The organism is Actinoplanes xinjiangensis (assembly GCF_003148685.1).
Lineage (GTDB): Bacteria > Actinomycetota > Actinomycetes > Mycobacteriales > Micromonosporaceae > Actinoplanes > Actinoplanes xinjiangensis.
Map to the genome: position 1 here is coordinate 89,104 of NZ_QGGR01000031.1, position 23,433 is coordinate 112,536.

Consider the following 23,433-nt stretch of genomic DNA (forward strand, 5'->3'; position numbering starts at 1 on the left):
CCCGATACGGCGGGTCGGCAACCCTGCCGCCCGACGAACGGAGTGCGCATGTCGACGCGAGTGGCCCGCGCGTGCTTCGGCGCCTGGACGCTGGTCCTGACCTGCGTCTACTACGCCTTCCCGGACGCGCATCTGTACAGCTGGGCCGCGCTCGGCTACTCCTGCGCGATCGCCGTGCTGGTGGGGGTGCGCCTGAACCGGCCGCGCCGCAGGCTGCCGTGGTATCTGATCAGCGCCTCGATCGCCTGCTTCACCACCGGTGACAGCGCCTACAACCTGATCATCGAACTGGGCGGGGAACCGGACTTCCCGGGGGTGGCCGACTTCTTCTACCTGGCGTTCTATCCGCTGTTGACGGCCGGGCTCCTGATGATGATCAGGACCCGCAACAGTGGGGACGCCAACCGGTCGGCGCTGCTGGACGCTCTGGTGCCGACGGTCGGGCTGGGCCTGCTCGCCTGGGTGTACTGGATCGCCCCGTTCACCCGCTCCGATCACCTGTCGATGCTGGAGAAGCTGGTCTCGATCGGTTACCCGCTCGGTGACGTGCTGGTGCTGGCCATGATCCTGCGGATGTTCACCGGCTCCGGCAAGCGCCTGGACTCGGTGGCCACGTTCGGCATCGCCATGGTCGGGCTGCTGATCTCCGACGTGTTCTACGGCCAGTCGCAGCTGAACAGCGCGTGGGCGCTGGGCGGGCCGGTCGACCTGGGCTGGATCGTCTTCTACTCGGCGATGGGCTACGCCGCGCTGCGGCCGGGGATGGGTTCGCTGACCGAGCCGATCGAGCGGCCCAACCCGGGCATGGGCAGCCACCGGCTGTTCTGGCTGAGCACGGCCGCGCTGATCGCCCCGGCCGTGCTGGCACTGCAGTACATGCAGGGCCGGGAGGCGGAGATCGCCCGTGGCGGTGTCGTCGACGCACCGGTGATCGCGGCCGCCGCGGCGCTGATGTTCCTGCTGGTGCTGGCACGGGTCGCGGACCTGGCGCAGGCGCAACGGCAGGCGGGCAGCCGGGAGCGGGCACTGCGTGAGGCCGGGTCGCTGCTGTTCGCGGCGGCGACCGAGGAGGACGTGACGCGGGCGGTCAAGGAGGCCGTTGCCCGCCTGATGCCCACCGACCAGCCGTACCACCTGCAGTTCCTGCCGCCCGCGGAGGGCCTGGCCGGCGAGACCTCGGTCCGCCGGATCGCCGCCGCGGACCTGCCGGACGGTTTCACGTCCGGCGGCTTCACCCACGTCGTACACGCCATGCAGCGGCTGTCCGGGCACCGCACCGGCCGGCTGGTGATCGGGGCGTCCGACCCGGTGCTGCATCTGCTGCTGCCGGCGTTCGAAACCCTCAGCTCGCAGATCGCCGTGGTGCTGGAGCGGATCGAGCTGACCGCCGAGGTGAGCCGCCGGGAGGGCGAGACCTGGTTCCGGACGCTGATCCAGAGCGCCGCCGACGTCATCCTGATCCTGGACGCCAACGGCACCATCCGGTACGCGACCCCGTCGGCCGAGACGCTGTTCGGCGACGACCCGACCGGCTCGCCGCTGGCCGGGCTCATCGCCGACGGCTCGCAGGAGGCGCTGCGCGAGATCCTCTTCCGGATCCGGTCCGGCGTCGGCGACCTCGACGACATTCAACTGACCGGGGTACGCGCCGACGGCCGCCCGGTGGAGATCGAGTGCGACCTGCGCGACCTGCGCAACGACCCGACCGTGGCCGGCCTCGTGGTGACGCTGCGGGACGTGACCGAGCGGCGCGGGCTGGAGAAGGACCTCACCCACCAGGCGTTCCACGACGCGCTGACCGGGCTGGCCAACCGGGTGCTGCTGAAGGACCGGCTGGAGCAGGCGTTCTGCGTGGCCGAACGCGACGGCGCCACCCTCGGTGTGCTCTTCGTCGACCTGGACGACTTCAAGGAGGTCAACGACACTCTCGGGCACGCGATCGGCGACCAGTTGCTGCTCGCGGTGGCGCAGCGGATCTCGGCGAACATCGGCAAGGGCAGCACCGCGGCCCGGATGGGTGGCGACGAGTTCGCCGTCCTGGTCGAGCAGAGCGACTCGGTCGATGCGGCCGAGCAGGTCGCGGCGGCGCTCGTCGAGGCCCTCGCGGTACCGGTGGAGGTGACCGACGGCAACGGCGGCACCCACATGATCAGCGCCAAGTGCAGCGTCGGTGTCGCCACCAACCGGGACGCGGAGACCGCCACCGAGCTGCTGCGGCACGCCGACCTGGCGCTCTACCTGGCCAAGGGCAACGGCAAGGGCGGCTGGCAGCGCTACCAGAACGACCTGCACACCGCGATGATGCAGCGGCTGGAGATGCGTACCGCCCTGCACGAGGCGATCGAGGACGAGCAGTTCGTGCTCCAGTTCCAGCCGATCGTCGAGCTGGTCGACCAGCGGATCACCGGCGTCGAGGCGCTGGTCCGGTGGCAGCACCCGGTCAAGGGACTGCTCGGGCCGTACCACTTCGTGGAGGCGGCCGAGGAGAGCGGCGCGATCGTCGGGATCGGTGGCTGGGTGCTGCGGGACGCGCTGCGGCAGTTCGCGCAGTGGAAGACCGAGAACCCGGAGACGACCCTGCGCTACGTCAGCGTGAACGTGTCGGCCCGGCAGTTCCGGGGTGCCGACTTCGCCGAGCAGGTGAGCTCGGCGCTGGCCGAGACCGGTGCGCGGCCCGAGTGGCTGCTGCTGGAGATCACCGAGAGCCTGGTGCTGAAGGACGCCGACAAGGTCCTCGCCGACCTCAAGGCACTGCGGGCGATGGGTGTGCGTATCGCGATCGACGATTTCGGTACGGGCTACTCGTCTCTGAGCTACCTGCGGCAGATGCCGGTGGACGTGCTGAAACTCGACAAGTCGTTCATCGACGACATCCTGCACAGCCGTCAGCAGCACGCGCTCGTCGACGCGATCGTCACCCTGTCGCACAACCTCGACCTGGCCGTCGTGGCCGAGGGCATCGAGGAGGCCGGCCAGCGTGCCGCCCTGGACGCGATGGGCTGCCAGTACGGCCAGGGTTACCACTTCGCCCGGCCGCTGTGGCCAGCGGAGATCCCGGCCCTCGCGGTGCAGCCGGAGCCGTACCCGGTGCGGCAGCAGGCCGTCGTGTGACGACATCCGACAGTCGAACGTGTGGGTGGTTAGACGGATATCTACTGGCGCGGCGGCCCGGGAGGGGGCAGGGTCGGGGGTGTGCTGAACAACCCCGTGTGGGCCGCCCTCACCGGGCCGCAGGCGTGTTTCGCCGAGGCCGCGGGCAACGCCGCCCGATACCAGCCCGAGATCGCCCCGTTCGCCGCGCTCAGTGACCCCGCCGATCCGGCGGCCTGGCGCGACCTGGCCACGATCACCGACTATGCCGTGCTCACCGGCCCGCCGATCACCCCGCTGTCGGGGTGGGAGACCGACCGGGTGACGCCGGGCGTGCAGATGATCGGTCAGAGCATGTCCGGGGTGGAGGACCCGGATGCCGTCCCGCTCACCGAGAAGGACGTCCCCGAGATACTCGACCTGGTCGCCCGGGCCGAGCCCGGTCCCTTCCTGAAACGAACCATCGACCTGGGCCGCTACCTCGGTATCCGGGACGCCGACGGCCGGCTGATCGCGATGGCCGGCGAGCGGTTCCGGATGCCCGGATGGACCGAGGTCAGCGCCGTCTGCACCGACCCGGAGCACCGCGGCAAGGGGCTCGGCGCCCGGCTCACGCTCGCGGTGGCGGCCGGCATCCTGGCCCGCGGCGAGCTGCCGTTCCTGCACGCGGTGCACGACAACGAGAACGCGATCCGCCTCTACGGCCGTCTCGGCTTCACCCACAGCGCCGACGTCATCTTCGCGTCGTACAGGTACAGCGCCCACTGATCTTCCCGGCTGGCGCCCACCGCTGTCTCAGCGCGGCTGAGACAACGGTGGCGACCAGCCACCGCAACCCGGCTGGTTCCCGCCGCTGTCTCACGGCGCTTGAGACAGCGGTGGCGGCCAGCCACCGCGACGCGGCTGGTTCCCACCACTGTCTTGCGGCGGGTGAGACAGCGGTGGGGGCCAGCTGGTGACCGTCGGATACGCCCGTGCGTCGCGTTGTCGGGCGGGACTGCCGCCTGCGTCGCGTGGGAGCCACGGGACCCTGTCCCTACCGCACGAAATCGGGCTTTAGATCTGGCCGTGGTTGGGCGGCAGCTGGTCCGCGAGATCGTATGCGGCGATGTGGGTGTATTTGTAGTCGATCGGGTCGTGCACGCTGTGCGTGCGCGCGTTGCGCCAGTGCCGGTCGAGGCCGTATTTCGCGGCGGCCGAGCTGGTGCCGCAGAGGGTGAACAGCTCCGAACCGGCCTCCAGCGCCACTTCGCTGCCGAACGCCTTCGCAGCGGCCACCGCGAGGGAGCCGCGCGCCGCGGCCTGCGCGTCGGCCGGGATCAAACCCACTTCCCCGAGGGTACGGCCGGCCGACTCCAACAGTGCCTCGGCAGCGAGAACACGGGTCGCCAGGCGTCCGTAGCGGTGCCGCACGTGCGGGTCGTCGGTGGCGGCCGCCGCGCCGTGCCGGACCGCCTCGGTCGACGGGCGCGCCTTCTCCCGCAGGTAGGCGCGGGCGTCGCGCAGTGCCGCCCCGGCGATGCCCACCTCGATGGCCGTGTGCACCAGCTGCGCCCGCGCGCCGAGCTGCTGCGGCACCTCGTAGGCGTGCGCGTAGTCGACGCGCAGCCCCGGCTCGACCGGAACCTGCCGGAACGTGGCCGTGCCACTGATCGTGGCACGCTGGCCGATCATGTCCCAGTCGGTGTCGACTCGGACCCCCTCGGCGTCGCGCGGGACCAGCGCCAGCACCAGCCGGTCGTTCTCGTCGAGGGCGCTGACCGCGATCCACGCGCTGGTCAGCGCACCGGTCGTGTAGTACTTGACGCCGTCGAGGAGCCCGCCGGTGATCCGGGTCCGCAGGTCCTGGGCGTGCGTGCCGCCGCGTTCGGCGAGGGCGTTGCCGAGCCGCCGGCCGGCCAGCACGTCACCGAGGATCCGCTTGCGGGCCTCCGGGCCGCCGTGCACCGCGAGGACGTCGACCATCAGGAAGTGGCCCTGCGGGACCTGGGCGATCGCCGGGTCGGCGGCGGCGATGATCCGGGTCACCTCGGCGAGGGTCTGCGGCCCGAGGCCGGGCCCGCCGTCGGCGGCCGGCACGGTGATGCCGAGCAGTCCGGAGGCGTCCAGGGCGGCGACCGCCTCGTGCGGTACGACGTCGGCGCCGTCGCGGTCGCGCTGGATCGCGCCCGGGATCAGGGCCTCGGCGAGCTGGTGGGCGGCGGTGACCGCCTCATCGTGGGTCTGGGGTACGGCCATCAGCCGATCCTAGGTACCGGCGGCCCTCAAGTGGCGCCGGGCGGGACCGATCTGCACCGGCGTCACATCCTGGGAGGAGGCGCCGTGCACACTCGGAGTCGACGGATGCCGCTCCGGTGGCACCGCCGCCCGGCCGGTGGGCTGCCGCCGGTCCCGCTGGGGCTCGGCGTCCTCTATCTGGCCGCGCTGGTGATCTCCGTGGCCGACCTGTTCTCGCCGCTGTCCTGGTATCAGCCGGCCGCCGAGTCCGCCCGGGTCGCGTTCGGGCTGTTCGGTCTGGTCGCCGCGGTGCGGGTGGCCCGGATGCCGAACCTGCCGGCACGGCTGCGGCAGGCCTGGGGTGCGGTCGCCGCCTGCTTCGCGACCCTGGTCGTGACGGTTCCGCTGCTGATGGTCCTCGGCCCCGGGGGCGCCCACCCGCACTGGGACGACGCCACCCATGTGGTGTTCGTGGTGGCGCTGCTGATCGCGCTTCAGCGGTTCCCGCTGGCCCCGGCGAACCGCCGGGACCGGATCAAGGCCGGTGTCGACGCGCTGACCGTGATGGCCGGCGGCTCGGTGGTGCTCTGGTACACGGCGATCGGCCCGCTGGTGCAGCGTTCCGGCTTCTCCGCCGACGTCCTGTTCAGTGCGGCCGTCTACCCGCTCGCCGACCTGGCGCTGCTGTTCAGCGCGGCCCGGGCCCTGCTGCGCGGTGCCGGCGAGTCCGCACAGCGGCCGCTGCGGCTGCTCACCGCCGGCGCCCTGATCCTGTTCACCGGTGACGCGGTGCACGGCTTTGTGGACGGCCGAATGGGCTCCTGGCAGTTCATCTGCTGGATCACCGCCGACGCACTGCTCGCCGCTGCGGCCGTGGCGCAGGGGCGGACCGGGGCCGTCGCCGAGCGCCGCGACCCCGGGCCCGCGCGGTACCTGCCGTTCCTCGCGGTCGCCGTGGCGCCGGTGCTGATGCTCATCGAGGCCGCCCGCGACGGCGGGTTCGTCCCGTGGGGCGGGCTCGCCGTGGGCGGGGCGATGCTCAGTGTGCTGGTGCTCTACCGGCAGACGCTGGTGCAGCGGGAGAGCGACGAGCGCGCCCTCACCGACGCACTGACCGGGCTGGCCAACCGCACCATGTTTCGTGAGACGTCCTACCAGGCCCTGGCCTGCGGCCGCCGGATGTCGATCCTGGTGATCGACATGAACGGGTTCAAGGAGATCAACGACACCCTCGGGCACAAGGCCGGCGACCGGGTGCTGGCCGAGTTCGCCGGCGTGCTGCGGCAGTGCGTGCCCGCGCCGGGACTGCCGGCCCGGCTCGGCGGCGACGAGTTCGGGGTCGTGCTGCCGGAGATCAACAGCGCCGAGCAGGCGTACGAGGTGGCCGGCCGGATCGCCGCGGCACTGGGCCCGGTCATGCTCGACGGCCGGCTGATCACCCTCGCCGCCGGCATCGGCGTGGCCGTCAGCGGACCCGGCGAACTCACCCACGACGAGATCGTGCACCGCGCCGGCCTGGCCATGTACCGGGCCAAGTCACTCGGCCCGGAGACCCGCTGGGCGATCTGGCAGGAGTCCCTGGAACCCGCCGCGGCGGCACCCGGCGCCGAACTTCCGGCCGCGGCCTGATTGCCTCGTCTCGTTACGTTGGCGGCATGGTCACACCGGACGTGCCCCGGCGCAGCGACGGCATCCTGTCCGCCTTCCGCATCGAGACGGGTCCGGAGCCACGGATCACCTTCCGCGGGTGTACGGACGGGGCGTGTACCGCGTCGGCACCGTACGCGGCACTGTCCGACCTGGTCGCGCACTTCGCGTCGCTGCCGCTGCTGCGGGCCGCCCCGGACGGCAGCAGCGACTGGGAACGGCTCGTGCACTACCTGCGGGAGCTGGCCCGTACCGGCGAACTCACCGCCGAACTGGAGATCAGGGTGGCCCGCGACCGGGTGGCCGCCCACTTCGCCGCGGCGACTGACAGGTTTATGCCAGACCCGTCGGATCCGATGGGCGGATGAAACGTGCACTGGCACTGTTGCTGTCCGCCGTACTGGCGCCGCTGGCCGTCCCGGCGGCCGCGGCGGCCACCCCCGAGAACGACGCCGTCATCACCTGGAACACATATGCCCAGACCGCGATCTGGGAGGTCGCCCGCGAGAACCCGTGGGTGCAGAGCCGCAGCTTCGCGATGGTCCAGGGCGCCGTCTACGACGCGGTCAACGCCATCGCCGGGCAGCCGTACCAGCCGTATCTGTCGGCGCCCCGCACCACCGGCCGCGAATCGACCGACGCCGCGGTCGCCGCCGCCGCCCACCGGGTGCTCACCGCCCTGTTCCCGGCCCAGCGCGACCGGCTACGGACCCAGTACGACGACTACCTCACCGGCATCCCGGACGGCCGGGCCGAACGTTCCGGCATCGCCGTCGGCGAACGCACCGCCGACGCCATGCTCGCCGCACGCGCGGGTGACGGCGTCTTCGGGGTCGAGGCGTTCCCGGTCGGCACCGAGCCGGGCCGGTGGCGGCCCACCCCGCCCACGTTCGCCAACGCCGGAGCGTGGTCGGCCGACCTGCGGCCGTTCGTGCTGCCGCGCGCCGACCTGTTCCGGACCGCCGGGCCGCCCTCGCTGACCGGTGCCGCGTACACCCGCGAGTTCGACGAGATCAAGGCGATCGGTGCGGTGAACAGTGCCACCCGTACCGCCGACCAGACCGACGCCGCCCGCTGGTGGCACGACCGCCGGCTCGGCCAGTGGGAGATCAACCGGCAGCTCGCCGTCACCCAGCGGCTCGACACGGTGCAGACCGCCCGGCTGCTCGCCATGGTCAACATCGCGGCGTCGGACGCCAACACCGCCTGCTTCAACGAGAAGCGGCACTGGGGCTTCTGGCGGCCGGTCACCGCGATCCAGCTGGCTGAGACCGACGGCAACCCGGACACCACCGGCGACCCGGCCTGGATGCCGCTGCTCATCACACCCGGCAGTCCCGACTACACGTCCGGGCACGGGTGCGCGACCGGTTCCAACATGACGATGCTGCGGTTGTTCTTCGGCCGCGACGACATCCCGTTCCACGCGACCAGCGCCGACACCGGAACGACCCGCTACTTCACCGGCTTCTCCGACGCCCTTCACGAGCTGATCGACGCCCGGGTGTGGGGCGGCATCCACTTCCGCTCCGCCGACACCGCCGGTGCCGGGATCGGCGCCAAGACCAGTGTCTACCTCTATCTGCACGCTTTCCGTCGCCGCTGACCGTTGACCGTCGCGCCGGTGCCGGTCACGGCATCGGCGCGGGTTGCGGCTTGCGTTCGGGTCAGGGGATCCTCGCTCGTCAGGCGCCGGTACTCGTCACGGCCCCCTTGTTCGTCAGACGCCGGTATTCGTCACGCGCGCTCGTCAGGCGCCGGCGCTCGTCACGATTGCGATGCTTGTTGCGGTTGCGATGCTTGTTGCGGTTGCGATGCTTGTTGCGGCGCCGGCCTCACCACGATCCCGGCACCGGTCACCGCTATCCGCCGCACCCGGGAATCCTATGCGGTGCACAGCCCGTACATAGATTTCGGTGGTGTTTCCCGACCCGGTTTGATCTTTTTTGTTCGGACACGAGAAATTCATGAACGTCATCATCCAGCGACGTACGGCTCCCGTAGATCTGTGTGGTCCGAATCGGACGACGCAAAGGAGCCGTTCATGCGCCTCTCCCCCCGTCCCTTCATGGTCGGCCTCACCGCCGCCCTGATCACTATCGGTCTACTGGCTTCCCCGGCCGAGGCCGCCCCCACCGGGATCCCGTCGAAGTCCACGGCCCAGACCTACCTCACCGCGCTGACCGTCGCCGCCGAGGCCAACGCGAGCACCTACGATCGTGACCTGTTCCCCCACTGGATCACCATCTCCGGAACCTGCAACACCCGCGAGACGGTACTGAAGCGCGACGGCACGAGCGTGGCCGTCAGTTCGGCGTGCGCCGCCACCTCCGGCTCGTGGTACTCCCCCTACGACGGCGGCACCTGGACCGCGGCTTCCGACGTCGACATCGACCACGTGGTACCGCTCGCCGAGGCGTGGCGATCCGGTGCCAGCGCGTGGACCACCAGCCGCCGGCAGAGCTTCGCCAACGACCTGACCCGCCCGCAGCTGATCGCGGTCACCGACAACGTCAACCAGTCCAAGAGCGACCAGGACCCGTCGACGTGGCAGCCGTCGATCACGTCGTACCGGTGCACCTACGCCAAGATGTGGATCGCGGTGAAGTACCACTACTCGCTGACCCTCCAGTCGACCGAGAAGACCGCGCTCCAGACCATGCTCAACAGCTGCTCCAGCTGATCCCTCAGCCCAAGCTGATCACCCCGGTCCCGAGCCCGCGCTTTCGGCGCGGGTGACGACTCCGCTCCGGCTGAGCCGGCAGCTCCAGCTAAGCCGTCACCGGAAGCGGAACAGAACGCCGGATCCGGAGGGTGGCCTTCCCGCCGCCCTCCGGGCACCCCGCTATACGGCGGTCCACAATGGCGACGTTGTGGTCGGTCACAGCGCGGCTCAGCGACGCCGATCCGGCCGGCCGCTCCGCAAACCGCGAGCCGGCACCCTCCCGACGCCCGTCCCGGCTGCCGCATGCTGTCGGCCCACCGGGTGTCGCCGAATGCGGTCGCCTACCGCGTCTCGGAGAGTCGATGTTCCAGGTAGGCGCGACATTCCGGCCATTCCTCGACCACCACCGAGAACAAGGCTGAATCCCGCAACCGCCCCTCCTCGCCCGGAACCCAGGATCGCGACCAGTTCCGGAGAACACCCTCGAAACGGGCGCCGACCCCGGCGATCGCGATCCGTGACCGAGCGTTGCGGGCGTCGGTGCTCAATCCCACCCGCAGCGCGCCCCATCCCTCAAAAGCTTGCTTGAACAGCAGATACTTGGCCTCCAGGTTGATCCCGGACCGTTGAGCCGACGCGGCCAGCCAGGTGAACCCGACGTCGATCGCGGTGAGCGGCTCACCCCGCGGATCCCAGTAGGCGGTCGCACCGACCACCCGGCCGCTCCGCCGACAGATCTGTGCGTACGGCGCGAGGCCGGTCCGGGCGATCTGTTCGGCGATGTAACCGTCGACGGTCGCAGCGGTCGGTACCAGCGTCCACTCGTAGGAGTCCCGCGACTCCTCGGCGGCCGCGGCCAGGCCGGCGGCGTGACTCGGGGCCAGCGGTTCCAGACGAACGAGACGGCCCTGGAGAACAGGATGATCCAGACGAGTCATGAGGGTCCCCTCGGGGTCGCGGCTTGCCCGGCGCGGCACGCACCGGACCCGGTCATCACCCGGGGCACCCCGCCCACGTAGCGGAGGGTTGCCGGCCAGCGAGCCGGGGCTTGACGCTGGCGCTCATGACCTTCGCGCAACATACCAGCGTCGGTCCCGCGTGGGCTTCCGGTTTCCCTCCGCGCAGACACTCACCGACGACGGCCCTCTCACCGTCGGGGTCCTTTGCGGGTGGCTCACGCCGGGCGACAACCCGATGAACGTCAAGCAGTTCATGGCGACCAGCACCCGGGACGGCTTCAACCCCCCGGTGCCCGGCAGTCCAGGAGATCGCCGGGAGGCGGGCCCGGACCCTGAGCCCGCAAGCTCGGCATTCCGGCTGGTCGTCACCGCTGTCTTGAGACCTCTGAGACAGCGGTGACGACCAGCCGGACAGATCCACGGTCACCCGCACACACCGGAACCCGGACACTGCCGTCACATGTGCCTCTCGGAGCGGCTCCCGAACCCGGAGCGGCTGCTGTCGCCGCGGACGGGTCGCGGACCCCGCCGTGGACACGTTAGATCTCACCGCGGACACGATGGACTCGTCACGAACACGGCAGCCCGCGCCCCAGACACAGTGGCCCCGCCCCAGACACGGAAGACCGCGTCACGGACACGCCAGCCCTCGCCGCGGACACGGTGGAGACCGCCGCGGACGTGGTGGAGCCCGTCGTGGGTGTGGTGGAGGCCGTCGTGGGTGTGGTGGTGAGGGCGACGGCTGCCTCGTCCAGCAGGGGGGCGGCGCTGTCGACTGAGGCGTTCACCAGTAAGGCGAACAGCAGGTGGCGGCCGTCGGGGCCGGTCGCGTAACCGGAGAGGGCGTTGACGCCGGACAGTGTCCCGGTTTTGGCACGGACGTTGCCGGCCGCCGGGGTGCCGCGCATACGGTTGCGCAGCGTTCCGCCGACCATCGGGTCCGGGTCGCCGGCGACCGGCAGGGCCGCCCGGAAAGCGGGGAACCACGGGCGTCCCTGCGCCTTCTCCAGCACGGTGGTCACCTGCCGGGCGGTCAGCCAGTTGCGGCGGCTCAGACCCGAACCGTCGCCCATGGTGAGCAGCCGGGTGTCGACTCCGAGACGGCCCAGGGCCCGGGTCGCGGCGGCGAGACCGGTCGGCCAGCTCCCGGGACTCGCCGGATCGGCGGCCCGCGACATCGTTTTGACCAGCGCTTCGGCTATGCCGTTGTTGGAGAGTTTCAGAAACGGGGGCAGGATCTCGACGAGCGGCTTCGAGACCTGGGCGGCCAGCGGCCGGGCGTCGGTGGGCACGGTCCCCCGGGAGGTCCGCCCGGACACCGTCACCCCGTGTCGCCGCAGGGCCGCCCGGAACAGTCCGGCCGTGGTAGCGGCCGGGTCGGGCACCGACACCAGGGCCGTCCCCGATCGGCCGGCCCCCACCGCGCCACTGACGGTGGCCGTCGCCGTCCCGTGTGCCCGCACCGCCTCGACGGTGTCGCCGCGCCCCAGGGTGACGGCCCGGTTGACGAGCTGAACGGTGTCGGTCGGCGGCCACATCCGGATCGTGGGCGGGCGGCCGGCCACACCGTGATAGCGGATCTCGACGGCCGCGGTGTCGAAACGCGCGGTCGCCGCGAAGGTGAGCGCCGACAGGGGTGCCGTGAATCCATACGGCTCGTCCTGCCACGACCAGTCGAGGCCCAGCGGCACCCGGTCGAACCAGGTGTCGTCGACGATCAACCGCGTGTACCGCTTCGTCCGGCCGCGGGCCACGGCTGCGGCGAGCTGGTCGATCCGCTCGTACGTCAAGGTGGGATCGCCCTGGCCCCGGAGGTGAAGATCCCGCCCGCGGGCGTGGACGGTGGTCCGGAATCGGTGGCCCGCGCCGAGCACCTCGAGGGCCGCGACCGCGGTGAGCAGTTTCTGGTTGGACGCCGGAAGCACCCGGAGCCCGGGATCGCGCTGGTAGACGACCCGTCCACCGGACGCCTCCCGGACGTCCACCGCCACCGTCGCCCCGGCCAGGCGCCGGTCCGCGAAGATCCGGTCGAGTTCCGCGGTGAGCGGATCAGCCGGGACGGTGGCCGCCGCGGCCGGAACGGGCAGGGCGAGCAGAAGACCGGTGAGGATCACCGCTACAGCGCGCATCGGTCGGTCCTCATCGGGCGGCAGGGCACGGACGCCCCGATCGTCACACGCCCGCCGAGCAACGCCCGGCCACCGGCGACGCGACCCACCGCCGCCGTCCCCCTTCGGATGATCCGACCAGTCATGCCCGCCATCGTGCCCGCCGGGATGGTGCGGACACGATGGCGCCAGGGTGACTCTTCCCGGTAACGCAGGCTTTACCCCGGAACCAGGCAGCGGCGAGGCCCACAGGACGTGCAGGTTTACCCCCGCCCAAGCAGCGGCGAGGCCTACGAAGGTGCGGGCTCACCCCCGCCTGGGCAGCGGCAGGGGCCCACAGAAGGTGGGGGCCCTACTCCGCGTTCGAGCAGCGGCAAGGCCCACAGAAGGTGGAGATTCACCCCGCAGCCGAACAGCCGCGAGGGCAGGTGCGGGTTGATCCCGTGCCCAACCAGCCAAGAGGCTCCAAGCAGCAGTCGGTGACGGGCTCAGCCAGCGCCCAACAGTTGCAGCGTTCGCTGGTCAGGGCCGTCGTAGTAGTGATCGAGGACCGCCGCGAACGGGGCCGGATCATCGGCGGCGCGGGCGAAGAGGGTCATCGACGAACGGAGTTTGAGGTCGTCCGGATGACCCAGGATGTCCTCGGCGGTACGCCCCTGATGCCGGAGCAGGGCTTCGGCGCACTGTACGAGGCGCGGGCCGAGGACCGGATGGGCCAGATACGCCCGAGCCTCTTCGAGATCGTGGATGGCGTACCGCCGGGCGGTGGGGCTGGATCCGAGGCCGTCGAGCTGGGGGAAGACGAACCACATCCAGTGCCCGCGTTTGTGTCCGGCGGTCAGCTCGGCGAGGGCCTGTTCGTGGACGCCCTCCTGGGCGTCCACGAAGCGGTGCAGATCAGCCACGGGCCCGCCGGGTCTCGCGGGCGTTGGCCTTCTGGATGGCTTCGACCAGCTGGGCCTTGGTCATCCTCGACCGGCCGGTGACGTCGAGGCGCCGGGCGATGTCGAGCAGGTGTTCCTTGCCGGCGTTGGCGTCGACACCGCCGGCGGTCTCGGCCCGGGTGTCGCGCCCGCTGGCGGCCTTGGCGTCGCTGGGGCCCTTCTTCTCCTTGGGCTCCCAGTGGTCGCCGACCTTCTCGAACGAGTGCTTGACGGCGGAGAACGCGGTGCGGTGCGCGCGTTCTCCCTCGCCGTACTGGTCGACGGCCGAGTCGTGGGTCTTGATGAACGTGTCCTGCGCCTTCTTCGGCGAGCGCTTGAGAGTGTCAGGGAGTTCCTCACGTCCAGGCATACCGTCGGGTTTCCCGGGACAGGGCCCGGCAAACGCGGGCCCTGTCCGGTGGGCTCATCCGCCGATCGGGGTGAGGGTGTATCTCGGCAGGCTGGACTGCCCGCTCTGGCCGTCGTCGGTCTGGTAGGCGCCGTCGGCGGCGATGGTGTAGTTGCGGTATCGGCCGACCCGGTCCTGGACCATGATGCTGTCGATCCACCATTCGCCGGGTGTGGTGGTGGCGGGCAGGATGCCGGCGATCTCCCAGCCGTCCTCCTGGTTGCCGCCGGCGTGGCCGAGCCAGCTCTCCGCGCCGTCGGTACGGATGTGGGCGGAGAACCCGAGGATGCCGCTCATGTCGTCGGCGGCGTCGATCCTGATCCGTACCTCCCGGTCGACGCTGTTGTCGCCGCTGGACGGGCTGATCATCGTGGCGCCGTTCATCACGATGGAGGGTCGTTCCAGGTCGGAGGTGGCGTCTCCGGTGACGGTCAGGGTGGCCGGCCAGTCGACGCCGTCCTGCGCGTCATCGGGGCGGTAGAGGCTGCGGTAGCGGTTCGCCTTGTCCCACAGGGTGATCGACTGCACGCGCCATTCGCCGGCGGGCAGGTGTGCGGGGATGGTGCCGGTGATGTCCCAGGTGCCGTCGACGATGGTGCCCTCGTACAGCTGGCTGTTGCCGAGGTTGGCGCTGGGCCCGTTCGGCTCCGCCCCGCGGGTCAGGGAGATGCCGATGGAGTTGACGCCGGCGAGGTCGTCGGTGACGGGCAGGCGCAGGGTGGCCGTCCGGTCCTCGGCGTTGTCGAGTTCCCGTTCGGTCTGCCACGCGGCCCCGGTGAGGTCCGCGACGGGTGCCGCGGCGTCGTAGTCGCCGGTGACGGTGAGCGGCGGCAGGGCGAGGGTGCCGGCATCGCCGTTCGCCGGTGGGATGCTGCCCTGCATGGTGGTGGTGCCGTCCGGCTCGACGCTGTAGACCGTCCACCGGTGCACCCGGTCGGTGAGGTAGATGCTGGAGACGGTCCATTCGCCGGAGCGGGACAGTGCGGGCAGGGATCCGGTCATCTCGAAGGTGCCGTCGTGGGTGTGGCCGGTCGCGGGGCCCTGGCCGGACCAGAGGTGGAGGCTGGGGCCGTCCGGCTCGGGGTTGCGCAGCTGCACCGAGGCGTAGACGATGCCGCTGCGGTCGTCGGTGAGGTGCCCGCTGATCTTGATCGGCTGCTCGGTGGCGTTCGCCACGGTCGGGGTGATCTCCCACTTCAGGGAGGCGAGGTCGACCTGCGGGATGGCCTTGTCGGTGCACTTGTCGCCACCGGCGTCGTCCGGGTCCGGCACGCACGCGTTGAGACCGGGGCCGCCCTCGACGTCGTCGTTGCCGCCTCCGCCGTCCATCTTGTCGTCGCCGATGCCGCCGTCCATGTTGTCGTCGCCGTCGCCGCCGTTCATGTCGTCGGCGCCGTCACCGCCGATCAGTGCGTCGGTGCCGCCGCCGCCCTGGATGACGTCGTCGCCGCCACCGCCGTCGAGCTGGTCGTTGCCGTCGCCGCCGAGGAGCTCGTCGACGCCGTCGCCGCCGGACGCGACGTCGTCGCCCGTACCTCCGTCGAGGGTGTCGTCGCCGGCGCCGCCGACGAGTTTGTCGCTGCCGTCGCCCCCGGCGGCGACGTCGTTGCCGGTGCCGCCGCGGAGCGTGTCGTCGCCGGCGCCGCCGCCGACGGTGTCGTTGCCGGCCCCGCCGTTGACACCGTCGCTGCCGCCGCCGCCCGCCAGCTGGTCGGTTCCCTCGCCGCCGTCGAGCCGGTCGCTGCCCTCGTCACCGTTGAGTGTGTCGTCGCCGACGTCGCCACCGGCCACGTCGTTGCCGTCGCCCCCGTTGAGGGTGTCGGCGCCGTCGTCGCCGGCGAGGATGTCGGCTCCGGGGCCGCCGGTCAGCGTGTCGTCGCCCTCCCCACCGATGACCCGGTCCCCACCGGCGACCGGGTCGGGCTCGGTGACGCCGCCGCCGACGGTGTCGTCACCGGCGCCGCCGTCGGCGAGGTCGGTTCCCGGGCCGCCGTCCACCACATCGGTGTCGTCGCCGCCTTTGACCTGGTCGTTGCCGGCGCCGCCTTTGACCGTGTCGGTGCCGGGCCCGCCGACGACCGTGTCGGCCCCGTTCTCGCCGTCGAGGTCGTCGTCGCCGGGGCCGCCGTCGACGACGTCCCTGCCACCGCCGCCCTTGATCACATCGTTGCCGCCGAGACCGCAGATCACGTCGTAGCCGGGGGTGCCGAAGAGGCGGTCGTTGCCGACGGTCCCGACGACGGTGCAGGCCTTGCCGGTGGCGGACACGGGTTTGCCACCGGCGTGCGCGGGGGCGGCCGTGAACGCCACGATCAACGCGGCGGTGGCGATGACTCTCATGAACGGGGCTCCTGACTGAGGGCGCCGCCGACCGGCAGCAGGGTGAAACGCGGGAAGTGGGACTGGCCGCTGAGCAGGCCGTCGCGGGTGGTCCAGGAGCCGTCCGCCTGGACCCAGTAGACGCGGTCCCGGCCGATCCTGTCGGTGAGGTAGATGCCGACGACCCGCCACTCGCCCGGGGTGGTGCCCTGCGGCAGGCGGCCGGAGAGCTCCCAGATCCCGTCCTCGCCGGCGGGGGCGATCGGGTCGAGCCGGCTCTGCGCGCCTTCGGTACGGAAGTCGGCGAAGATGCTGCGGATGCCGCTGACGTCGTCACCGGCGCGGATCCGCAGCCGCACGGTACGGTCCGCGCCGTTGTCGGCCGAGGTGGCGCCGACGTATTCGCCCCAGCTCATGTCGACGGTCGGCCGCTCCAGGTCGGAGACACCGGTGACGGTCAGCGCGGGGATGCCGGCCAGGCGGTCGCCGGTGACCGTACGGGTGCGGCCGGTCCGGTCGGTGACGGTGATCGCGGCGACCCGCCAGGTGCCGGCCGGCAGGTGCGCGGGCACGGTGCCGGTGATCTCCCAGGTGCCGTCGGTGGCGGTGCCGGCGGTGAGGCGGCCGTCGACGAGGGTGACGGCCGGCGCGTCGAGTCCGGCGCCCTCGACCGTCGCGGTGACCCGGGTGGCGCCGCTCAGGTCGTCGGTGACCGGGACGCTGAGCGTGACCGTACGGTCCTCGCCGCTCTCCAGGTCGGTGGGGGTGGTCCAGGCAGTCCGGGTGCCGTCGATGTCCGGGGCCGTGCTGTCGCTGACCCCGCCGACTCGCATCGGCGGCAGCGTGATGACACCGGATTCGAGTTCCCATCCGTCGACGGTGTCGGCGAGGGTGTACGACCCGTCCGGCTGGACGGTGTACCGGCTGTACCGGAAGACCTGGTCCTGGAGGTAGACCTCGGACAGCGTCCAGTCCCCGGTGACCGAGTCGGCGGGCAGTTCGCCGTTCATCGCGAACTCGCCGTCGTGGGGCTGCCCGGAGATCAGTTCGGCGCCGTGGAAGCCGACGGTCAGAGACGGGGTCTCCGGGTCGGGGGCGGTGAACTTGACGGAGACGTACATCATGCCGCTGCGGTCGTCGGTGACGTGCGCGCGTAGCCGCAACGGCCGGTCGGCGCGGTTGTCGACGGCCGAGTCGGTGACCCAGCGCAGGGAGCCGATGTCGAGGCGGGGCGCCCGCCGGTCGGTGCACCGGTCGCCGGCCTCGTCGTCGAGGTCGTTGACGCAGACGTTCATGCCGGGTCCGCCCTCGACGACGTCGTCTCCACCGCCGCCGTCCATCCGGTCGTCGCCGGTCCCGCCGTCCATCCGGTCGTCGCCGTCGCCGCCGGTCGCGGTGTCCGCGCCGGCGCCGCCGCGGACCGTGTCGTCGCCGGCGCCGCCGCCGACGGTGTCGTTGCCGGCACCGCCGTTGACACCGTCGCTGCCGCCGCCGCCCGCCAGCTGGTCGGCGCCCTCGCCGCCGTCGAGCCGGTCGCTGCCCTCGTCACCGTTGAGTGTGTCGCCGCCGGCGTCGCCACCGGCCACGTCGTTGCCGTCACCGCCGTTGACGACGTCGTCGCCGGTCCCGCCCTTGAGCGTGTCGGCTCCGGGGCCGCCGGTCAGCGTGTCGTCGCCCTCCCCACCGATCACCCGGTCCCCACCGGCGACCGGATCGGGCTCGGTCACGCCGCCGCCGACGGTGTCGTCACCGGCGCCGCCGTCGGCCAGGTCGGTCCCCGGGCCGCCGTCCACCACATCGGTGTCGTCGCCGCCCTTGACCTGGTCGTTGCCGGCGCCGCCCTTGACCGTGTCGTCGCCCGGACCACCGACGACCGTGTCGGCCCCGTCCTCGCCGTCGAGGTCGTCGTCACCAGGGCCGCCGTCGACGACGTCCCTGCCGCCGCCGCCCTTGATCACATCGTTGCCGCCGAGACCGCAGATCACGTCGTAGCCGTGCGTGCCGAAGAGCCGGTCGTTGCCGACGGTCCCGACGACGGTGCAGGCCTTGCCGGTGGCGGACACCGGTCTGTCCGATGCCTCCGCCCGGGCCGGGCTCACGGTGAGGGCCACCACCAGGGCGGCGGCGATGCCGGCGGACCTCATCGCTCAGTCCTTCACCTTGATCTTGACGGCCTTCGACGGCGCCGAGACTCCGGCCGCGTTGACCGCCAGCACCCGCAGGGTCAGGCTGGTTCCCTTCTTCAGCTTCTTGACCGTGCAGGTACGCGACGTGGCCGGGGCGGTGCAGCGGGCCACGACACCGGACCTGCCGCTCAGCTCGGCCCGGTATCCGGTGATCGCCGAGCCGCCGTTGCCCGCCGGGGCCTTCCAGCCGGCGGTCACCTTGCGGTCCGACGACTTGGCGGTGACCGAGCGGGGTGCGCCGGGCACGGTCCACGGGGTGGCCGCCGCGCGGGCCGGTGCCGGGCCGGTTCCGGCCACGTTCGTGGCGGTGACCTCGACGAAGTGTTTCTGGCCGCCGGTCAGGCCGGTGATCGCGCAGGTGTACCGGTTGCCGGGGACCTGGCAGGAGGCGACCGGGGTGCCGCCGGTCGCGGTGCGGAAGGCCCGCGCGGTGTACGCGGTGATCGCCGAGCCGCCGTCGGAGTCCGGCACGACCCAGGCGACGGTGATCCGCCGGGCGCCCGGGGTGAGTTCGACATCCTGCGGCGCGTACGGCACGTGCACGTCGCTCGTCGGTTCCGGTGAGGGAGAGGTCGACGGCGAGGGTTCCGCCGGGTCCGCGGGAGCGGGTGAGGGCGAGGGCGAGGGGGACGGCGACTCCGACGGCGCGGGATCAGGCACGGGTACGGCCGTGGCCAGCACCGGCACCCGGGCCGCGGGGTCACCTTCGCCGAGGGCGTTCACCGCGCTGACCGCCACGTGGTAGGTGCCGCCCGCATCCAGTCCGTCGATCGTGCACCAGCTGTCGGCGGTCTCGCAGGAGGCGGCCACGGTCCCACCGCCGGACGTCGGGTAGGCGCGGGCCCGGTAGCGGCTGACGGGCGACCCGCCGCCGGACGACGGCGGCTGCCAGAACACCATGGCGGTGCCGGTCCCTCCGACGGCGGACACGGCGAGCGGGGCGCCGGGGGCGGTGGCGTTCGTCGCCTGCGAGGCACGGCGGTGGAACGCGGCGGCGGCGAGGTCGGCGCCGAGTCCGATGTCGGGCGCCTCCAGGCGTACCCCTCCGTCCGTCGCCGTAGCGGTGACCCTCTGATGCACGGTCGCGTCGCTGCTGGTGACCAGGTCGAATCCGGTCGCCACGGCGGTCTGGGCGGTGATGCCGGCCGCCTCGAGCCAGGGGCCGGGCAGGAAGAGGGTGACGAAGTTGCGGACCGCCTCGCCGGTGGCGTCGAGCTGCGGGTTGCCGAGCACGCCGAGGCTGACCGGCGGCGAGCCACCGGGTTCGTAGGTGAGCAGGTCCGCGCGGGCCTGGGCGTCGGTGGCGAGGTACGCCCCGTCGAGTCCGGTGGTGTAGACGCCGGCGGAGCCCTCCAGGTCCTGGGTACGGCCCTCGAACCGGTACGTGGTCGGGTCGGCGGTGGTGTCGCTGTCGCCGCAGGAGTAGCCGGCCGTGCAGTCGGTGTCGGACCGCCAGGCCGTCAGGGTGGCCCGTCCGCTGATGGTGAGCTCATACCTCCCGTCGGTGACGGTGCGGCTGACCCGCAGCCCGGCCGCGGTGGCGTTGGTGAATCGCGGCACGAACGTCCCGGTCCGCAGGACCAGCTCCACGGTGCCCCCGGTGATGGGCGAGGGTCTGCCCGCCCAGTCGCCGACCGACCAGCGCACCCAGTCGCCGTAGTCGTCGGAGAGGGTGGCCGCGGAGACGGTCAGGCCGGCCGAGTCCAGGGTCTGCGGTGACCCGCCGGACGGGGTGATGGTGGCCGAGGCGATGCAGTAGACCGATTCCGCGGTGGCGCAGGTGGTCGCCCACTCGGCCGGCAGGTCGTCGGGGGTCTGCGCCGGGGCGAGGCCCAGCGGCAACGCCGCCATCAGGGCGAGCGCGGCGGTTCGGCTGGGCATCGAGGTCTCCGTTCACGTCTGCACTGACGACAAGAACGTGATCGGCACCACAAACCCTCAACTGAGCGTGTTTCCGTCGTCAACTTTCCCCGGCGGTCAGACCGACGGCGTGCGGAGCGTGAACTTCGGAATGGCGGACGTGCCGGTGAGCTGCCCGGTCGAGTCGGTGTAGCGGGGCACGAAACCGCCCGTGTTGATGGTCAGCCGCACCGTGCCGTTGCGGACGGCGGCCGGTACGCCGTCCAGCCCGGCCGGCGACCAGTCGACCCAGTCGCCGAAGCCGTCGGAGACGGTCCGCACGGTCAGGGTCAGACCCGGGTCGGCGGCTCCGCACGTCTGCCGATGACGACAGAGAATGTGTTCGGCAGCACATTGCGCCCGCTTAGCTAAGGTCGGGCCTTTCCTGCCGCCCTAGATCAAAGTGGCCCTCCGGAGCCGCGCCGAACCGGGCGAACCGCACACCGGGGGACGTCGGGCCGGTCCGGCGGGCGGCACCGAGGCCGCTCACGCCCTCGACGGTGACCTCGACGATGTCGGCGTCGGCGAACAGGGTGGTCTCGCCGCCGGCGGGCATCGTGAGGATCAGGTCGCCGTGGTCGCGTACCTCTCCTCCGGCCGCGGTCAGACCGGCCGCGCCGTTGATCAGGTAGGGGTCGAGGTTGGGGTGCGGGGTGGCGATCAGCCGGTCGTCGCGGACCGAGAGCACCCACGGAAGGCTGAGCGTGCCCCACTCGGCGCCGAGGCGGGCCACCGCACAGCGCCGTCCGGCGGCGTCGACGAAGGTGACGATCGCGCCGATGCCGCCGCGCCCGAACGTGCCCCAGGCGCGGGCGGTGAAGTGCATGCCGTCGTAGTTGCCGATGCCGTAGACGATCTCGTCGCCGGAGGTGAGCACCAGCACCCACGAGCCGTCCAGCGGGAACAGGCGCGGGCAGCCCCACGACGTGCGGTCACGGAAGACGATGACGCCGTCGTAGGACCAGTTCAGCAGGTCGGCCGAGTGGTACTGGAGAACCCCGGCGGTACCACCGCGGAGGGTGGCGGACAGCAGCATCCGCCAGTTGCCGCCGGCCCACCAGACGTACGGATCACTCATCCCGGTGACGCCGGACGGTGGCCCGCCGAGCAGCGGGCCGGAGGGATCGCTGCGCCATCCGGTGTGGCCGGGGTCCGCGGCCGCGCGGGCGACCCGGCCGCCGGAGAGGACGTGGAAGAGGACCGGGCCGTCCGGGCCGACGACCACGGTGCCGCAGCGGGCCGACCCGTCGCCGGCCGGTGGGCTGACCTCCTGCTCGGTCCAGATGATCAGGTCGTCGGAGGTGGCCCGGCCCCAGGCCGGCACACCGTCGGACAGGTGCTGGTAGAAGACCTGGTAGCTCCCGGCGGCGGTGAGCACGCCGAAGAGGTCGCCGACGCGGCCGGCCCGCGGGGTGAAGTGCAGCCGGGGCCGTGGCACTCGTTCCATGCCTCAGCGTGGCATCGACGCCCATCCCGCACCAGTGGGGGCCGATGGTTAGTCTGATCGGGTGCCTTACACACCGGGGGAAACGGCGGAGCGGCTCGGCGTCAGCATCGACACCATTCGCTACTACGAGAAGATCGGTCTGCTGCACGGGATCCGGCGCAACTCGGCCGGCCGGCGGATCTTCTCCGACGACGACCTGTCCCGGCTGGGGTTGCTGCGGTGCCTGCGCGACTCCGGCATGCCGATCGCGCGGCTGCGCCGCTTCGCCGAGCTGTTGCAGCTCGGCGACGAGGGCGCCGAGCAGCGCACCGCGCTGCTGGAGGAGCACGATCGCGAGATCGACACGAAAGTGGAGCGGCTGCGGTTGGAGCAGAAGCGGGTCCGCGAGAAGATCGCCTGGTACCGGTCGGTGTCGGCATGACCGTCGCGTGGGTGAAGAGCCTGACGTTCGACTGCGCCGACGCCCTAGTGGTGGCCCGGTTCTGGGCGGCCGCGCTGGGGGGTGAGCTGGACGACGGCGCCACCGCCGACAAGGCGTTCGTGGAGGCGCCCGGCTGGGGCGGGCCGAACCTGTGGTTCCAGCGGGTGCCCGAGCCGAAGACGGCGAAGAACCGGCTGCACTTCGACCTGCGCGCGCCGGACGGCGACGTGCCCGCCGAGGTCGCCCGGTTGACGGCGCTCGGCGCCACCGTGGTGGCGCCGGGCGAACTGACCGTCATGGAGGACCCCGAGGGCAACGTCTTCTGCGTCGAGCAGTGACTCAGTAACGGCACCTCAGCAGTACGAGGGTGTGCCGCTGCACGGTGAACTGGGTGCCGGCCCGCGCGGTCTTGCGCTTGGCGGCCAGCAGCGGGTCGGCGGTGTTGGCGGCGACCTCCCAGGTTCGCCCGTAGTCGCGTCCCGGCAGGGTGAAGGCGACGTCGTCGTCCAGCGGGTTGAACAGCACCAGGAACGAGTCGTCCTTGATCTCTTCGCCGAGGGCGTCGCGTTCGGGGATGCCGTGGCCGTTGAGGAACACGGTCATGGTCATGCCGGTGTGGGCGTTCCAGTCGGCCTCGGTCATCGTCTGGCCGTCGCGGCGCAGCCAGGCGATGTCCGGCAGCGCGGAGTCGCCGGCGGGCTGCCCGGTGAAGAACCTCCGCCGCCGGAAGATCGGGTGGTCGGCCCGGAGTTTGAGCAGCCGCCGCACGAATCCGGTGAGCACGTCCTCGTGCCGGGCGTCCTCCCAGTCGACCCAGGAGATCTCGCTGTCCTGGCAGTAGACGTTGTTGTTGCCGCGCTGGGTCCGGCCCAGCTCGTCACCGTGCGCGATCATCGGCACGCCCTGACTCAGCAGCAGGGTGGCCAGGAAGTTGCGTTTCTGCCGCTCCCGCAACACGATCACATCGGCGTCCTCGGTCTCCCCCTCCACACCGCAGTTCCACGACCGGTTGTGACTCTCCCCGTCGCGGTTGCCCTCCCCGTTGGCGTCATTGTGCTTCTCGTTGTACGACACCAGATCGTGCAGAGTGAACCCGTCATGCGCGGTCACGAAATTGATCGACGCGATCGGACGCCGCCCGTC

The 23,433-nt window shown here is 71.8% G+C and carries 18 protein-coding genes, 1 pseudogene and 1 riboswitch; of the genes and pseudogenes, 8 read left to right on the top strand and 11 right to left on the bottom strand.

The features are described 5' to 3' along the window. The first annotated feature begins 48 nt into the window (after positions 1–48). The gene (locus tag BC793_RS41065) at positions 49–3,111 is read left to right on the top strand and encodes a putative bifunctional diguanylate cyclase/phosphodiesterase (RefSeq protein WP_109602025.1); all 3,063 of its coding nucleotides are present in this window, start codon (positions 49–51) and stop codon (positions 3,109–3,111) included. Between the two features lie 81 nt (positions 3,112–3,192). Then, complete coding sequence (locus BC793_RS41070; RefSeq protein WP_109602026.1) at positions 3,193–3,858, top strand: GNAT family N-acetyltransferase; 666 nt, start codon at positions 3,193–3,195, stop codon at positions 3,856–3,858. A 288-nt stretch (positions 3,859–4,146) separates the two neighbouring features. Here the strand turns inward: BC793_RS41070 and BC793_RS41075 are convergent, their stop codons facing one another. Next, a complete protein-coding gene (locus tag BC793_RS41075) occupies positions 4,147–5,328 on the bottom strand; it encodes an acyl-CoA dehydrogenase family protein (RefSeq protein ID WP_109602027.1) in 1,182 nt (393 codons plus the stop codon). Positions 5,329–5,433: 105 nt separating this feature from the next. Between BC793_RS41075 and BC793_RS41080 the strand changes: the two genes are divergently transcribed. From BC793_RS41080 to BC793_RS41095, 4 genes are all read left to right on the top strand, one after another. Continuing rightward, positions 5,434–6,936 carry a GGDEF domain-containing protein gene (locus BC793_RS41080; RefSeq protein ID WP_109602028.1) on the top strand — a complete coding sequence of 501 codons (1,503 nt, stop codon included), beginning with the start codon at positions 5,434–5,436 and terminating at the stop codon, positions 6,934–6,936. Between the two features lie 26 nt (positions 6,937–6,962). Next, positions 6,963–7,322 carry a hypothetical protein gene (locus tag BC793_RS41085; RefSeq protein ID WP_109602029.1) on the top strand — a complete coding sequence of 120 codons (360 nt, stop codon included), beginning with the start codon at positions 6,963–6,965 and terminating at the stop codon, positions 7,320–7,322. Then, complete coding sequence (locus BC793_RS41090; protein ID WP_109602030.1) at positions 7,319–8,560, top strand: vanadium-dependent haloperoxidase; 1,242 nt, start codon at positions 7,319–7,321, stop codon at positions 8,558–8,560. Before BC793_RS41085 ends, BC793_RS41090 begins: the two co-directional genes overlap by 4 nt. Positions 8,561–9,022: 462 nt before the next feature. Then, positions 9,023–9,637: an HNH endonuclease family protein gene (locus tag BC793_RS41095; RefSeq protein ID WP_239170584.1), complete on the top strand. Its 615-nt coding sequence runs from the start codon at positions 9,023–9,025 to the stop codon at positions 9,635–9,637. A 323-nt stretch (positions 9,638–9,960) separates the two neighbouring features. Here the strand turns inward: BC793_RS41095 and BC793_RS41100 are convergent, their stop codons facing one another. The 9 genes from BC793_RS41100 to BC793_RS41140 all read right to left on the bottom strand — a co-directional run bounded on the left by BC793_RS41100 (position 9,961) and on the right by BC793_RS41140 (position 21,869). Further along, a complete protein-coding gene (locus BC793_RS41100) occupies positions 9,961–10,557 on the bottom strand; it encodes a GNAT family N-acetyltransferase (RefSeq protein WP_109602031.1) in 597 nt (198 codons plus the stop codon). 14 nt (positions 10,558–10,571) lie between these two features. Further along, a riboswitch (SAM riboswitch) is annotated at positions 10,572–10,688 on the bottom strand. Between the two features lie 459 nt (positions 10,689–11,147). After that, positions 11,148–12,707 (bottom strand): D-alanyl-D-alanine carboxypeptidase/D-alanyl-D-alanine endopeptidase, encoded by a 1,560-nt coding sequence (gene dacB / locus BC793_RS41105; protein WP_109602032.1) that lies wholly within the window; start codon positions 12,705–12,707, stop codon positions 11,148–11,150. Positions 12,708–13,174: 467 nt separating this feature from the next. After that, positions 13,175–13,591: a DUF1810 domain-containing protein gene (locus BC793_RS41110; RefSeq protein WP_109602033.1), complete on the bottom strand. Its 417-nt coding sequence runs from the start codon at positions 13,589–13,591 to the stop codon at positions 13,175–13,177. After that, on the bottom strand, positions 13,584–13,979 hold the full coding sequence (locus BC793_RS41115; protein ID WP_109602034.1) for a ChaB family protein: 396 nt from the start codon (positions 13,977–13,979) through the stop codon (positions 13,584–13,586). Before BC793_RS41115 ends, BC793_RS41110 begins: the two co-directional genes overlap by 8 nt. A gap of 54 nt (positions 13,980–14,033) precedes the next feature. After that, complete coding sequence (locus BC793_RS41120) at positions 14,034–16,358, bottom strand: calcium-binding protein (RefSeq protein WP_109602035.1); 2,325 nt, start codon at positions 16,356–16,358, stop codon at positions 14,034–14,036. Then, positions 16,355–18,481, bottom strand: a complete 2,127-nt coding sequence (locus tag BC793_RS41125; RefSeq protein ID WP_109602036.1) for a calcium-binding protein — start codon at positions 18,479–18,481, stop codon at positions 16,355–16,357. The genes BC793_RS41120 and BC793_RS41125 overlap by 4 nt, the downstream gene beginning before the upstream one ends. 3 nt (positions 18,482–18,484) lie before the next feature. Next, positions 18,485–20,404, bottom strand: coding sequence for a fibronectin type III domain-containing protein (locus tag BC793_RS41130; protein ID WP_109602037.1), 1,920 nt, complete (start codon positions 20,402–20,404; stop codon positions 18,485–18,487). A 96-nt stretch (positions 20,405–20,500) separates the two neighbouring features. After that, complete coding sequence (locus BC793_RS41135; RefSeq protein ID WP_109602038.1) at positions 20,501–20,704, bottom strand: hypothetical protein; 204 nt, start codon at positions 20,702–20,704, stop codon at positions 20,501–20,503. Between the two features lie 82 nt (positions 20,705–20,786). After that, positions 20,787–21,869: a glycoside hydrolase family 32 protein gene (locus BC793_RS41140; RefSeq protein WP_109602039.1), complete on the bottom strand. Its 1,083-nt coding sequence runs from the start codon at positions 21,867–21,869 to the stop codon at positions 20,787–20,789. 61 nt (positions 21,870–21,930) lie between these two features. Between BC793_RS41140 and BC793_RS41145 the strand changes: the two genes are divergently transcribed. Further along, positions 21,931–22,290 (top strand): MerR family transcriptional regulator, encoded by a 360-nt coding sequence (locus tag BC793_RS41145; protein ID WP_109602040.1) that lies wholly within the window; start codon positions 21,931–21,933, stop codon positions 22,288–22,290. After that, positions 22,287–22,628, top strand: coding sequence for a VOC family protein (locus BC793_RS41150; protein WP_109602041.1), 342 nt, complete (start codon positions 22,287–22,289; stop codon positions 22,626–22,628). Before BC793_RS41145 ends, BC793_RS41150 begins: the two co-directional genes overlap by 4 nt. Before the next feature lies 1 nt (position 22,629). Here BC793_RS41150 and BC793_RS41155 read toward each other — a convergent pair. Next, a pseudogene (locus BC793_RS41155) lies at positions 22,630–23,433 on the bottom strand (glycogen debranching enzyme); the annotation flags it as partial.